Source organism: Enterobacter cloacae complex sp. SHL009 (assembly GCF_049237205.1).
Classification (GTDB): Bacteria; Pseudomonadota; Gammaproteobacteria; order Enterobacterales; family Enterobacteriaceae; genus Enterobacter; species Enterobacter cloacae_M.
This window is the reverse complement of sequence record NZ_JBMKIW010000017.1, coordinates 1-11,996: the sequence shown is the minus strand read 5'-3', so window position 1 is coordinate 11,996 and position 11,996 is coordinate 1. Positions and strand designations below refer to the sequence as shown.

19 protein-coding genes are annotated in these 11,996 nt (G+C 54.9%); 17 read left to right on the top strand and 2 right to left on the bottom strand.

Annotated features, from left to right (window positions below; translation table 11 throughout):
* Nucleotides 1-108: 108 nt before the first annotated feature.
* Nucleotides 109-1,290 carry a hypothetical protein gene (locus ACOTZC_RS22655; protein WP_421636033.1) on the top strand — a complete coding sequence of 394 codons (1,182 nt, stop codon included), beginning with the start codon at nucleotides 109-111 and terminating at the stop codon, nucleotides 1,288-1,290.
* A gap of 10 nt (nucleotides 1,291-1,300) precedes the next feature.
* On the opposite strand, the gene ACOTZC_RS22650 is transcribed toward ACOTZC_RS22655, so the two are convergent.
* Together ACOTZC_RS22650 and ACOTZC_RS22645 are read right to left on the bottom strand one after the other, a co-directional pair.
* The gene (locus ACOTZC_RS22650) at nucleotides 1,301-2,290 is read right to left on the bottom strand and encodes a phage integrase (RefSeq protein ID WP_213751812.1); all 990 of its coding nucleotides are present in this window, start codon (nucleotides 2,288-2,290) and stop codon (nucleotides 1,301-1,303) included.
* 2 nt (nucleotides 2,291-2,292) lie between these two features.
* Nucleotides 2,293-2,868 (bottom strand): phage repressor protein CI, encoded by a 576-nt coding sequence (locus tag ACOTZC_RS22645; protein WP_047174524.1) that lies wholly within the window; start codon nucleotides 2,866-2,868, stop codon nucleotides 2,293-2,295.
* A 227-nt stretch (nucleotides 2,869-3,095) separates the two neighbouring features.
* Here ACOTZC_RS22645 and ACOTZC_RS22640 point away from each other — a divergent pair, with 227 nt between their 5' ends.
* From ACOTZC_RS22640 to ACOTZC_RS22565, 16 genes are all read left to right on the top strand, one after another.
* On the top strand, nucleotides 3,096-3,434 hold the full coding sequence (locus tag ACOTZC_RS22640) for a DUF5347 domain-containing protein (protein WP_023309253.1): 339 nt from the start codon (nucleotides 3,096-3,098) through the stop codon (nucleotides 3,432-3,434).
* Nucleotides 3,435-3,502: 68 nt separating this feature from the next.
* Nucleotides 3,503-3,730: a DUF2732 family protein gene (locus ACOTZC_RS22635; protein WP_023309252.1), complete on the top strand. Its 228-nt coding sequence runs from the start codon at nucleotides 3,503-3,505 to the stop codon at nucleotides 3,728-3,730.
* Nucleotides 3,730-3,951, top strand: coding sequence for a TraR/DksA family transcriptional regulator (locus tag ACOTZC_RS22630; RefSeq protein WP_045404086.1), 222 nt, complete (start codon nucleotides 3,730-3,732; stop codon nucleotides 3,949-3,951). The genes ACOTZC_RS22635 and ACOTZC_RS22630 overlap by 1 nt, the downstream gene beginning before the upstream one ends.
* A 1-nt stretch (nucleotide 3,952) precedes the next feature.
* Nucleotides 3,953-6,142, top strand: coding sequence for a replication endonuclease (locus ACOTZC_RS22625; protein ID WP_421636032.1), 2,190 nt, complete (start codon nucleotides 3,953-3,955; stop codon nucleotides 6,140-6,142).
* A gap of 109 nt (nucleotides 6,143-6,251) precedes the next feature.
* Entirely contained in the window at nucleotides 6,252-6,692 is a 441-nt protein-coding gene (locus ACOTZC_RS22620) for a DinI-like family protein (protein WP_029741403.1), read from the top strand.
* Nucleotides 6,693-6,871: 179 nt separating this feature from the next.
* Complete coding sequence (locus tag ACOTZC_RS22615) at nucleotides 6,872-7,075, top strand: tail protein X (protein ID WP_421636031.1); 204 nt, start codon at nucleotides 6,872-6,874, stop codon at nucleotides 7,073-7,075.
* Complete coding sequence (locus ACOTZC_RS22610; RefSeq protein ID WP_023309247.1) at nucleotides 7,066-7,287, top strand: HP1 family phage holin; 222 nt, start codon at nucleotides 7,066-7,068, stop codon at nucleotides 7,285-7,287. The genes ACOTZC_RS22615 and ACOTZC_RS22610 overlap by 10 nt, the downstream gene beginning before the upstream one ends.
* Nucleotides 7,271-7,780: a lysozyme gene (locus tag ACOTZC_RS22605; protein WP_252041167.1), complete on the top strand. Its 510-nt coding sequence runs from the start codon at nucleotides 7,271-7,273 to the stop codon at nucleotides 7,778-7,780. The genes ACOTZC_RS22610 and ACOTZC_RS22605 overlap by 17 nt, the downstream gene beginning before the upstream one ends.
* The gene (lysB, locus tag ACOTZC_RS22600; RefSeq protein WP_045404083.1) at nucleotides 7,777-8,202 is read left to right on the top strand and encodes an Rz-like lysis system protein LysB; all 426 of its coding nucleotides are present in this window, start codon (nucleotides 7,777-7,779) and stop codon (nucleotides 8,200-8,202) included. Before ACOTZC_RS22605 ends, lysB begins: the two co-directional genes overlap by 4 nt.
* The gene (lysC, locus tag ACOTZC_RS22595; protein WP_196238647.1) at nucleotides 8,090-8,335 is read left to right on the top strand and encodes an Rz1-like lysis system protein LysC; all 246 of its coding nucleotides are present in this window, start codon (nucleotides 8,090-8,092) and stop codon (nucleotides 8,333-8,335) included. The genes lysB and lysC overlap by 113 nt, the downstream gene beginning before the upstream one ends.
* On the top strand, nucleotides 8,298-8,765 hold the full coding sequence (locus tag ACOTZC_RS22590; protein WP_045404081.1) for a phage tail protein: 468 nt from the start codon (nucleotides 8,298-8,300) through the stop codon (nucleotides 8,763-8,765). The genes lysC and ACOTZC_RS22590 overlap by 38 nt, the downstream gene beginning before the upstream one ends.
* 112 nt (nucleotides 8,766-8,877) lie before the next feature.
* Nucleotides 8,878-9,519, top strand: coding sequence for a phage baseplate assembly protein V (locus ACOTZC_RS22585; protein WP_045404079.1), 642 nt, complete (start codon nucleotides 8,878-8,880; stop codon nucleotides 9,517-9,519).
* Complete coding sequence (locus ACOTZC_RS22580) at nucleotides 9,516-9,866, top strand: GPW/gp25 family protein (RefSeq protein WP_023309241.1); 351 nt, start codon at nucleotides 9,516-9,518, stop codon at nucleotides 9,864-9,866. Before ACOTZC_RS22585 ends, ACOTZC_RS22580 begins: the two co-directional genes overlap by 4 nt.
* Before the next feature lie 5 nt (nucleotides 9,867-9,871).
* Nucleotides 9,872-10,780: a baseplate assembly protein gene (locus ACOTZC_RS22575; protein WP_213751809.1), complete on the top strand. Its 909-nt coding sequence runs from the start codon at nucleotides 9,872-9,874 to the stop codon at nucleotides 10,778-10,780.
* Complete coding sequence (locus tag ACOTZC_RS22570; protein WP_029741411.1) at nucleotides 10,773-11,381, top strand: phage tail protein I; 609 nt, start codon at nucleotides 10,773-10,775, stop codon at nucleotides 11,379-11,381. Before ACOTZC_RS22575 ends, ACOTZC_RS22570 begins: the two co-directional genes overlap by 8 nt.
* Nucleotides 11,378-11,996, top strand: a 619-nt coding sequence (locus ACOTZC_RS22565) for a phage tail protein (protein WP_047174531.1), incomplete at its 3' end; no start/stop codon positions are given. The genes ACOTZC_RS22570 and ACOTZC_RS22565, both read left to right, overlap by 4 nt.

The window sequence follows — 11,996 nt, the reverse complement described above, 5'->3', positions numbered from 1 at the left end:
TATCAGACGCCATCAGAGTTTGCAGCACGGTGGCGAAATGAAAAATGTGAAGGTAAACAAACCGACATTACTAACTGATAGTTGTATCTAACACTGGGGGCAGGTCATTTGTACTTAGCTGAATCTTTGGCTGATCGCCCAACAGTAGATGAGCCAGCTCAGTCGTCAAGAATTTGGCATTTTTTCGCAGTTATCGGTGAACATAGCGAAAGGTTGAAGCAGGTCAAAGGTATTGAATCCAAATTAAATGACTTGCTTGTTAAGACAATCAACCAGCCTGATTCCATTTTGTTTGAGTTGATTGTGGCTATCTGCTATTTGAAAAATGGCTGGGAAGTTGAGTTCATTCCAGAAACAGGTGCTCATAAAACACCAGACCTCAAAGTTGTTAAAGGCACTGATATTTTTTATGTTGAGTGCAAGCGATTAGCAAAGGTGACTCAGTACTCAGAAGAAGAAAGGGCGGAGTGGTTGAAACGGTGGGAAATGGCTCGACCATTGATTACTCGATACCATAAGCCAGTTTTTTTTGATGTGATTTTCAAAACTGAAATAGTCAAAACGCGTATCGATGTGCTTCTCGGTGCTGTAGCAAAAATTTACGGCTCTGATCATCTTGTGAAAGGTAAGTTTGCAGTATGTGAGAGCGATGATATTTTGGTTCAGGCTAACTTAATTGATATGGAACGGGTGGATAACCACTTAAGAAAGTGGCATGTGAAATATCCTTCTCCTCAATTAAATTCCTTATTAGATGACCAGTATGATCCGTTTGGAAGTTATACAATGGTTTGCAACGCAAAGTTATGCACTTTTAGCAATGATGAACTTAGTACTATAAACGTATTCATTGATGAGATAGAAATGCCTTTCTGCGCAAAATGGATTTGTCTCGCTGATGAGTCTGTCGATAAAAAGGCAAAAGATATAAAAAGGGTACTTGTTCAGGCTGTAAAGCAGGCTCCGATTGGAGAATCAACAATAATTCATATTGGATATGAAACCTTGCATGGCCCACAGATCGAATTTGCACGTGATATGAAAATTTGCGAATTGATTTCTGATTTTGACTTTATGGGTAAAGATATAGCTGCAATCTACTGTCATTCTTTCCAGCCGCGCCTGCTTGCAGATAAGAATTGGGACTTTGCCGAAACGGTAAGATACTTTAGCCAGAGTCGAAATGCCGAGACAATTCTTGAGCAAAAACTGCTTACTGATGTTGAAGGAACGATCCAATCTGACGATACGCATTGGGCCCAAGATTTAAGAGAGATGCTCGGCAAATGACTTAATGGGGCTAATCTCTGTTGTTGTTCAGTGGGTTTAGCCTTACTGCATCCTCCAGATGATCTGGTGCGAAATGTGCGTAACGCATTGTCATTTTGATGTCGGTATGACCGAGCACGCGCTGCAAGACACCATTCATCATAAAGTGACTGGCGAAGGTGTGGCGTAAAACATGGGTAAGTTGCCCTGCCGGTAATTCGATGCCTGTTCTTTCCAGCGCAGACCGGAACGCGCCATAACAATCACTAAACAACCTGCCTTTTTTATCATCAGGCAGAGACTCATAGAGCTCTTTACTAATTGGAACAGTGCGGTTTTTTCTGCCTTTCGTGTTGGTGTATGTGATTTTGTATTTCGCAAACTGGCTTTTTCTCAGGTTCTCGGCCTCAGACCACCGTGCGCCAGTGGCGAGACAAATTCTTACCACAGTTTCTAAATCAGGGTGGTCATGCCGTTTACACTCTCCGAGCAGTAGCGAAATCTGGTCGTGAGTCAGCCAGGCCATTTCCATTTCTTCTGTGCGGAATGGGCGCATGTTTTTCAGTGGGTTTTCACCCTTCCATTCTCCGAGGCGGTTTAGCTCATTGAACACAGCCCGGAAGTAGGCCAGCTCAAGATTAAGCGTGCGAAGCGATACCTCTTTCACTCTGTTTGAACGAGCGTACTCGCCTTTTAACCGTTTTTCGCGGTAGCGGGAAAACATCTGCGCATCGAAATCGCGTGCAAGTGGTTCGCCCATACACTCAAAAGCATGGTGCATGGCTAGCTGGCGCTTCAAGCCGTCTTTCAATGTAATACCATGAGCGCTATACCATGAATCAACGAGTTCTTTTAACGTGCGCCTGTCTTCCTTTTCTTCCTGCCACGGGTTTTGAACGGCGTACTGTTCAAATGCCAGAGCCTCGCCCTTTGTAGCGAATTTCTTTCTGATACGTTTGCCTTTTGCACCGTTTGGGTAGAGCTCACAAATCCAACCGCCAGTAGGATTCTCACGACCCACCCTCAATTAACCTCGCTGTAAATCCCCACCACGCGACCCACCGTTTTTATCTCGTCGATACCGCACTCAAACGGAACCTTGCCGCCCGCCACGTGGAGTTTTTTACCCGGCAGCAGCGTGAGGTCGCGGATGCTGGCGGTGCCTTCAATCTCAACCAGCCACAGGCCGTCGGTTAACGATGCTTCTTTTTCTATAAAGTGCAGCTTTCCCTCCGCCCGAACGGCGATGCCGCGAGCCAGCGGTTTGCTAAAGAAACCAGAGTCGATACTCAAAGTGGTATTTTCTTCCAGCCTTCCATCACTCAGTGTGAATGTGGAAACCGAAACCGGATCGCCCGGCGCGGGATGACCTTCAAACTGCGCGCCTTGTCCGGTCATCAGCCAGCGAAGGCTGGCGCCGGTGTCCAGCGCGCACTGAACCGCAAAGTCGTAAGAGACGGTACCGCGCGCGTAGCGGTTCTGAAGCGAGCTGGCGGCGATATTAAAGTGCCGGGCCAGCTGGATTTTCTGCGTGAAACCATATACCTGACAGATTCTATCGAGTAACTCTTCATTATTCACTTGAGAATCTAAAATCAAAATATATTCCTTTGGGTGTTTACTAGTACTCATTTGGGTATTAGTATCATTGCAAATTCGGGCAATCAGCGGCAGACGTTGGCAAACAGAGGCTAATGATTGCAGACATTATCAAAATGGGAATCATGCAGCATGGCATCTGAAATCGCAATCATCAAACGGCGGAAAATACCGTGCTGTGCCCGTTTTCAGCGCACTAGCGTGCATGAATTTACGCGAGGGGAGATATGGCGATAGAAGCTGCCCGTGCAAGGGTTCCACTTAGCGTGGGAGCGCGTCTTAGCGGGCTTAACCACGTCGCTGAACTGCGCGCCCGATACGGGAACGATAGCGGAAAAGAGCTGGCGCGGTTTATGGCTGAAATGCGCGATAAGCGCGATCCCTGTTTTGAGGAGAACAGCAGGGCGCTGGCCGCCCTCTTTTTCCTGGCGAGATTGCCCGTCTCCCGCCACGAGTGCGATATCAGCGAGCTGACGACCGAAGAGAAACGGGCGCTAATTAACGCCATGAACCATTTTCGTGCTGTTGTGAGTTTATTCCCTGAACGGCTGACCATGCCGCTATAACCCAACCCAAAAACTAATGGCGTAAACCCGCCGGGCACCCTATTGCCTGAAATTAAGGAGAACGCGTGATGCGAAACAGTGAAAACCGCCCTTATCCGATCGGAAGTGAAGAACTGAAACGCCTGCTGGCAGAGGCAAAAACAGAGGAACGATGCGCGCGAGCCCTCGCGGTCTCCCTGCGTCTGGAGGCGCTGGCGAGCCATATCTACAAAACCGGTATGAGCGGAGAAGACGTTGCCGAACTTCTGTGCCACGAGGCGGCTCGCTACGAGCGCGAATCTCAGGAGCTGCACTGATGGCCGATTTTATCGATCTTGCGCAGGCGCGCGAGCAGGAGGACAGAGAGCGGTACATTAATCGCGCCCGCAGACGACCCGCATCGCCTTCGCGTTTCCTCTGCGAGGACTGCGAGGCGCCGATACCGGAGGCGCGCCGAATAGCGGTGCCCGGCGTAGCCCTGTGCGTGACCTGCCAGGAGATCGCAGAGATGAAAAATAAACACGTCCGGGGAGGATAAGTTGGCTACGTCATTTGCTTATCCGTGGAACGCCCCACGGTCGGCCATTGCCAGCCCTTATCTCACCCATGCCCAACAGCAGCGCCGCGATCGCCTTTTCGCGGCGCTGCAGCAGGCAAGAATTGCCCTTTCACAGCAGCCCGACTGCGTACGCTTCGAAATCTGGCGCACGGTTGACGCCCTCGAACAGCATCGGGGCAGCCCGCAGGCTAACGCCTTTTTGATCCGCTTCTGCAAAAGGATGTTACCTCGCCTGCGGCGGGTCTCCGATCTCTATGTCTGCACAGGCCTGCACGACGAAGTCTCCAGGGCCGTGTTCGACGGCCATTTCGACACTCAGCTTTTGCAATACCTCGCCTCGCGGATGGTCGAACTGGTGGCCCGCTATAACCGCCTTCCGGATATGTCCCGCGCGGACATCGACCTGCTGGCCGCAGATATCGCCAGCTTTATACGCGGCGAGCTGGCGAATATTAACGATGCTGAAATGGGCGAATACCAGACGCTTTACGTCTGGTATCAGCGCGCAGGACTGATCGCCCGACAGTTCAACGTGTCGCCACCGCACTGGGAGCGGGTGTCGAAGACATTTTTCAACAAAGATGACGTTGCCGCGGCGGTGATCCGCATGTTTTCCGAGGCGTGGTGGCGCGGGCGCCTGCGTCGGGTCGCGGCTGCCTGGCGCGAACATCTGCAGATTGCCCTCGGCAACGTCAGCAAACGGAGAGCGGCGTATGCGAGCAAACGCTGCGTGACCGAGTGGCGCGAGCAGAAGCGCCGCACGCGCGAATTTCTCAAGGGCATGGAGCTGGAAGATGAAGAGGGAAACCGCATCAGCCTGATTGAAAAATACGACAGCTCGGTGGCCAACCCGGCGATACGTCGCTGTGAACTGATGACCCGCATCCGCGGGTTTGAAAATATCTGTGAGTCGCTGGGCTACGTGGGCGAGTTCTATACCTTAACCGCGCCCGCGCAGTATCACGCGACGCTGAAATCAGGCTTCCCCAACGCGAAGTGGAACGGGGCCAGCCCGACGGATACGCAAATCTACTTTACCCGCCTGTGGGCGCGTATCCGCGCAAAACTGCACCGGGACGGGCGCCGTATCTTTGGTATCCGCGTTGCGGAACCCCATCACGACGGTACGCCCCACTGGCACATGCTGATGTTTATGCTGCCGGAAGACGTCGAATGCGTTCGCCGGATTATCGGGGACTACGCGCGGCAGGAGGAGAACGCTGAGTTGCAGAGCGAAAGCGCCAGACAGGCGCGCTTTCACGCGGACGCGATCGATCCGCAGAAAGGCAGCGCTACCGGCTATATCGCCAAATACATCTCAAAGAATATCGACGGCTATGCGCTCGATGGCGAGACCGATAGCGAAAGCGGTGGGCTGCTGAAGGAGACGGCGTCCGCCGTGTCGGCCTGGGCAGGGCGCTGGCACATTCGCCAGTTTCAGTTCATCGGCGGCGCGCCGGTAACGGTCTACCGCGAGCTGCGACGTCTGGTGGATACCGAGGCCGCGCGCGGTCTGAGCGCTGAGTTTGCCGCCGTCCAGGAGGCTGCCGACGCCGGGGACTGGGCGGGTTACGTTACTGCGCAGGGCGGGCCGTTTGTGCGTCGCGATGATTTACAGGTGCGCACGCTGTATGAGCCGCGCGCCGGGTTTAACCAGTACGGCGAGGAAACGGTCCGCATCCGCGGCGTGTACGATTCCGCCGTTGGCGCGGGCAGCCCAGTTTTAACCCGACTCACGCAGTGGAAAATTGTGCCGAAGCGGGCCGCGGAACTTAAGGATGTGCCCGTATCCTCTCGGAGTTCTGTCAATAACTGTACGCAGACCGATCTTTCTCAACCCCTCAGCCGACGTGCGAGGCGGGCGTTAACCGAACGCATCAAATTCATCCGCCCTGGCGCGTCGTCGCCCGTCGTCTTCGCGAGCGACCCGCAGAACGGCGTACCGGAGAAGGTGATCGATGAGATACGGCTCGTCACCGGGATAGCCATCAGCCGGGCAGAAGCCCTGCATCTGATGGCGGGAGGCATCAGCCGCTTTAACGATAAATGGTGCAGGGGCGCAGCTGACGGATCGCTATTTCCGGCACCGTGTTCTTACCAGCAAAAGGCGCGGAAAATCCTTGAACGTATTGGGTATTTAACGGATCTCTTCGCTCAGAGAGCCCGCTAATCTCCATCCATATCATGCACATACCGTGAAGGGTTCTGATTTTTCGCTTCACTCTTTTTATGAATACGTGCTACTGTATGTTTATACAGTATCTCGTGGTGGAGGTTGTGTGGACAGAGAGTTGAACGAGCAGGTCATGATTGAACGAGTCGAGCTGATTGCGCGACTGACGACGGAAGGAACGTGTCAGGAAAGAGATCGTGAGATTGCCCTGAATTTGATTGCTGAGATTGCGCGGGGAAATTTAATCAAGAACAACGCATTTACCGTTGTGTTCTCAGCATCGCCTGTTCCGGAACGAATCAAAAAAGAGGGCAACGTTCGGGTGAACATTACTCTCGATAAAGATCAGCAGATTGGTCATGCCGTCGTTGAGGCCTTTCAGTGCGAACTGACTCGCAGAATACGATCCCTGTTTCCGTCATCGCGAGTGAACGTGAAAATCGGATCGGTGACGGGGGTCGAGCTCCAGGGGCTTGAAAAAGAAGCCGATCGCGAGGCGCTGGACGCTATCCTCCGGGAAGTCTGGGAAGACGAGAGCTGGCGCTAGCCCCGGCGTCATCGCCCGTACCAACACCCTCATTCCTGTTTTGCGCTTCCGTTGAATCACGCTTCGCCGCTCGCGGACGATCTGTTGTGCCTGCGATTGTCCATCTGCCAGCGATAGCGAAAAGCCTGCTGGCCCGGGAAACTCTACGGTACCTGGAAACCGGATGTTGGGAGCGTCTGATGAAAATCTATGCAATGCAGGGGGACACGCTTGATGCCGTTTGCGCCCGCTTTTATGGGAGCACGGCTGGCGTCGTTGAAGCCGTTCTGAAGGCCAATCCTGGCCTCGCGGAGTCAGGCGTTATCTTGCCTCACGGCACGCCGGTAGAGATGCCGGAGGTGAATAGCGCCCCCACAAAAGAATCCGTAAACCTATGGGACTGAGCCTGGAGAAAATCACCACGGTTATCGCCTATTGGCTGGCCGTGGCGCTGGCCTGGTTCGGGGCGATGTCTCCTGAAAAAGTCGCGCTGTACGTGGGGAGTCTGTGCGCCATTTTTACCGCATTAACGAATTACTGGTTTAAGCGAAAAACCTGGCGCTATCTCCAGTCTCTTGGCCTCGATAAGAAGAGCATTCGTGAACTCAATCATTAAGCGTTGCAGCGTCGCCGGCGTGCTGGCCCTGGCGGTGCTGATGCCTGACTTTCAATTACTGAAAACGTCCCCGGAAGGGTTGGCGTTGATTGCCGATCTCGAAGGATGTCGCCTCTCGCCCTACCGGTGTAGCGCCGGCGTATGGACGTCCGGCATTGGCCACACGGCAAACGTTGTGCCGACGCGGGACATTACCGAGCGTGAGGCTGCGGTAAATCTGGTCGCTGATGTGCTCAACGTTGAGCGGCGTCTGGTGGCGTGTGCGCCGGTGGAGATGCCGCCCCGGGTCTATGACGCGCTGGTGAGTTTTACCTTTAATGTCGGCGCAGGCGCCGCCTGCCGTTCGACGCTGGTGTCCTTTATCAAACGTAAACAGTGGCCGCAGGCATGCGGGCAGCTTACCCGCTGGGTGTACGTCAACGGCGTCAAAAATGCCGGTCTGGAAAACCGTCGCGTCCGCGAGAAGGCCTGGTGCATGAAGGGGCTGCCATGAGAACGCTCATGCTGGCGCTGGCCGGGCTGCTGGCCATCACGCTGTGGCTTCGTCATGACAACCTGAACCTGTCGCGTTCCTTAGCCACGGCCAACCGGGTCGCCAGCGAGCAAAAAACGGCCCTCGCCACGCTTAACCAGCAGCTGTCCCTGTCGCAACGGATGGCCAAAGCAAATGAAAATGCCCAGGTCAGGCTCCGTGAGGAGCTTGCTACTGCGGGTGAGGAGAGGGCAAGACGGGAAGCGACTATCGGGAGATTACTCAATGAAAATGAAGCGTTACGCCGCTGGTATACCGCTCAGCTGCCTGATGCTGTCCGCAGGCTGCACACCCGCACCGCCTGCGCCTCCGCAGCACATTGTTTACAACGCCTGCCCGAAGGTGAGCAGCTGCCCGATGCCGGGAAGCGAACCCGCCACTAACGGCGATCTCAGCGCGGATATTCGCAGGCTGGAATACGCCCTTATCGCCTGCGCGCTGCAGGTTGAAACCATCAAAGACTGTCAGGATAAACTCGATGCACAAACTCAAGAGCCTGCGTCAGGCATTAATTGACGCGATCCCCCAACTCAATGCCAACCCGGAGCGCCTGCAGATGTCGGTCGGAGGCGGCAATATTGACGCCCGACTAGCCTCCTCGCTCTCCTTTGAAAAGCGGTATGCGCTGAACGCGAAGGTTAGCGGCTTCACCGGCGACAGCGAGGGATTTTTCGTCCCGGTGCTGGCCTGGCTTCGGGAAAACCAGCCGGATATTTTTACCCTCGATGAAGGACGCAAAAACGGCTACACCTTCGCGGTCGTCTTAAACGATGACGATACGATGGATATCACCATCAGCGTGCAATTAACCGAGCGTATTCTTGTTTCCCAGGAGCAGGGCGCTCTGCACGCGACGTATTCCCCCGAGCCGCCGCTGCCGGAGCCCGTCACGCGGCCGAAGGCGCTGTACGTCAACGGCGAGCTGGTCAGCCAGTGGGAGGACTAATTTCCCCGCGCTGAAGGCCGCCTGGCGCCTGCTGTCTGGATCGCTTGTTGTATCATCCCGCAGAAAACCCCGTCTCGTTGCTGCCGTTCCTCCTGAACGGCATTCTCTTCTCATGAATACATTAACTTCCATGAACGGCATCGCTCGCGCGATCCGCAATCTTATTCGTATCGGTGTTGTGACCGATGTTGACCTCAGCAGAGGGCTTTGTCGTGTCCAGACCGGCGGGATGAAAACCACCTGGCTGAACTGGCTAACCTGTCGTGCGGGACGTTCGCGCGTCTGGTGGGCTCCTTCCGAGGGGGAACAGGTGCTGCTGCTGGCCATCGGCGGTGAGCTTGATACCGCCTTTGTGCTGCCCGGCATTTTCTCTGACGACCATCCGGCGCCGTCCGGGTCACCTGACGCGTTCCACGTCTCGTTCCCTGACGGCGCGGTGATCGAGTACGAACCCGGGCGCGGGGCGCTGACGGTTGCTGGCATTAAAACGGCCGATATTACCGCCTCTGAATCGCTGACCGCCACCGTGCCGGAGGTGAGGGTGACGTCAACGTCCCGCATCACGCTGGATACGCCTGAAGTGGTGTGTACCAACAGGTTAATTACTGCCTCTCTTGAAGTGCAGAAGGGCGGTGTGATGGCCGGAAATATTGAGCATTCCGGCGGTAAATTCACCTCCAACGGGGTGCAGGTGGATAACCACGCGCACGGCAGTGTGCAAAGCGGCGGAAGCTGGACTAAGGGGACACAATGACGGTGCGTTACAGGGGGATGAACAGGCAGACCGGGCTGAGCATTTCAGAGGCGGAACACATCCGTCAAAGCGTGCGCGACATTCTGGTTACGCCGATTGGCTCACGGGTCATGCGGCGGGATTACGGCTCGCTGCTGGCGGCGATGATCGACAGGCCGCAGAGTCCGGCGCTGCGCCTGCAAATCATGGCCGCCTGTTATTCCGCCATCCAGAAATGGGAGCCGCGGATAAGCCTGACGGCCATCACTTTCGAGCGTTCGGAGAACGACGGGACGTTGTATGTCGATATCACCGGCACGCGCCCGACCTCCGGGCAATCCTTTTCTATCACCATTTCACTGAGTTAAACGCTATGGCTATTGTTGATCTGAGCCAGCTCGCCGCGCCTGATGTCGTGGAGGAGGTGGATTATGAAACGCTGTTGGCAGAACGAAAGGCCACCTTTGTCTCCCTCTATCCGGAAGAGGAGCGAGAAGCGATTGCACGGACGCTGACGCTGGAATCCGAGCCGATTGTGAAGCTGCTGCAGGAGAACGCCTACCGGGAAGTCATCTGGCGCCAGCGGGTTAATGAGGCTGCGCTGGCCGTGACGCTGGCCTATTCTTCCGGTCACGATCTGGACATTATTGCGGGAAACAATAATACCGAACGCCTGACCATCACCCCGGGCGATGACACTACCATTCCGCCGACGGCTGCCATCATGGAGTCTGATGCCGACCTGCGGCTGCGTGCGCAGCAGGCATTTGAAGGGTTGAGCGTCGCGGGGCCGGTTGGAGCCTATGAATATCATGGTCGAAGTGCCGACGGACGGGTCGCTGACGTTTCGGTTGAAAGCCCTCAGCCTGCACATGTGACGATTTCGGTGTTATCCCGTGAGGGTGATGGTACCGCTCGTCCTGAACTACTGGCGGTTGTTGAAAAAGCACTTAATGCTGAAACCGTCCGCCCCGTAGGCGATCGTGTAACGGTCCAGTCGGCAGAAATTGTGCCTTACCAGATAAACGCGACGCTCTACGTTTATCCCGGACCAGAGTCTGAACCCATCAGGCAGGCAGCGGAGCAGAAGCTGCAGAATTATATCAGCGCACAGCATCGCCTTGGACGCGATATCCGTCTGTCGGCCATCTATGCAGCACTGCACGTTGAAGGCGTGCAGCGCGTTGAACTGGAATCTCCCCACTCTGACATTGTGCTAAGTAAGTCGCAGGCCTCGAACTGTACCTCGTATCAGATAGCGATCGGGGGTTCGGATGAGTGAAAGGCTATTACCCGTTGGGTCATCACCGCTGGAAGTCGCCGCTGCCGCAGCGCTCTCGAATATTGAACGAGTGCCGGTACCGCTACGCACCTTATGGAACCCCAGCGCGTGCCCGGTGAATTTACTTCCCTACCTGGCATGGGCGCTGTCGGTAGACCGTTGGGATGAGGCGTGGCCGGAGAGCACGAAGCGCAGCGTCATTATGTCCTCGTTTTTCGTCCATCAGCACAAAGGAACCATCAGCGCATTGCGTCGTGTGGTGGAACCGCTTGGTTTCTTGATTGAGGTGCGCGAGTGGTGGCAGCTCGGTGAGGAGCCAGGCACGTTCCGTCTGGTTGTCGGTGTGCTTGATAACGGCATCACTGACGAAATGTATCAGGAGCTTGAACGGCTCATTGAAGATGCCAAACCGGCAAGTAGACATATGACCGGGCTGGCTATCAGCCTGAGCTCAACGGGAGAGTTTTATGTTGGCGCAGGATGCTATCACGGCGATGCGCTGGCTGTTTACCCCTACACCACAGAGGAACTTATTGTCGGTGGTGATTATTACCCGGCCTCGGCCATCCATTTGATTGATAACCTGAGAGTGAACGCATGACCGCAAAATATTTTGCCATACTGACGAATCAGGGCGCGGCGCGGCTAGCTAACGCGACGGCACTTGGTACGCAACTCAACCTGACGCAAATGGCGGTAGGCGACGCCAACGGAACGTTGCCAACCCCCGATCCGGCGCAGACGAAGCTCGTCAACCAAAAACGCATAGCGCCGCTGAACCTGCTCGCTGTTGACCCAAACAATACCAGCCAGATCATCGCTGAACAGATTATTCCCGAGAACGAGGGCGGTTTCTGGATCCGAGAGATCGGTCTCTACGACGACGACGGCATTCTGATCGCCGTGGCTAACTGCCCGGAGACATACAAGCCTCAGCTGCAGGAAGGCAGCGGTCGCACGCAGACCATTCGCATGATTCTGATTGTGTCGAGCACATCGTCAATTTCCCTGAAAATTGATCCGTCGGTTGTGCTGGCAACGCGTCAGTACGTTGACGATAAAGTTATTGAGGTAAAGGGCTACGCTGATGATCAGATGAAAAAGCATATTGCTGCTGATAATCCGCATAAACAGTACCCATTAATCGCCAATGCGTTAAAAGAAATTGCCGCTGCAGGGTTGAGCGCAGAGGTTCTCAAAAACCTTGGTTTGGGAG

Excerpts from the sequence above, each read along its gene's own strand:
- ACOTZC_RS22640 (WP_023309253.1), top strand. The coding sequence starts at position 3,096 with ATGGCGATAGAAGCTGCCCGTGCAAGGGTTCCACTTAGCGTGGGAGCG.
- ACOTZC_RS22635 (WP_023309252.1), top strand. The coding sequence starts at position 3,503 with ATGCGAAACAGTGAAAACCGCCCTTATCCGATCGGAAGTGAAGAACTG.
- ACOTZC_RS22630 (WP_045404086.1), top strand. The coding sequence starts at position 3,730 with ATGGCCGATTTTATCGATCTTGCGCAGGCGCGCGAGCAGGAGGACAGA.
- ACOTZC_RS22615 (WP_421636031.1), top strand. The coding sequence starts at position 6,872 with ATGAAAATCTATGCAATGCAGGGGGACACGCTTGATGCCGTTTGCGCC.
- ACOTZC_RS22610 (WP_023309247.1), top strand. The coding sequence starts at position 7,066 with ATGGGACTGAGCCTGGAGAAAATCACCACGGTTATCGCCTATTGGCTG.
- lysB (WP_045404083.1), top strand. The coding sequence starts at position 7,777 with ATGAGAACGCTCATGCTGGCGCTGGCCGGGCTGCTGGCCATCACGCTG.
- lysC (WP_196238647.1), top strand. The coding sequence starts at position 8,090 with ATGCTGTCCGCAGGCTGCACACCCGCACCGCCTGCGCCTCCGCAGCAC.
- ACOTZC_RS22590 (WP_045404081.1), top strand. The coding sequence starts at position 8,298 with ATGCACAAACTCAAGAGCCTGCGTCAGGCATTAATTGACGCGATCCCC.
- ACOTZC_RS22585 (WP_045404079.1), top strand. The coding sequence starts at position 8,878 with ATGAATACATTAACTTCCATGAACGGCATCGCTCGCGCGATCCGCAAT.
- ACOTZC_RS22580 (WP_023309241.1), top strand. The coding sequence starts at position 9,516 with ATGACGGTGCGTTACAGGGGGATGAACAGGCAGACCGGGCTGAGCATT.
- ACOTZC_RS22575 (WP_213751809.1), top strand. The coding sequence starts at position 9,872 with ATGGCTATTGTTGATCTGAGCCAGCTCGCCGCGCCTGATGTCGTGGAG.
- ACOTZC_RS22570 (WP_029741411.1), top strand. The coding sequence starts at position 10,773 with ATGAGTGAAAGGCTATTACCCGTTGGGTCATCACCGCTGGAAGTCGCC.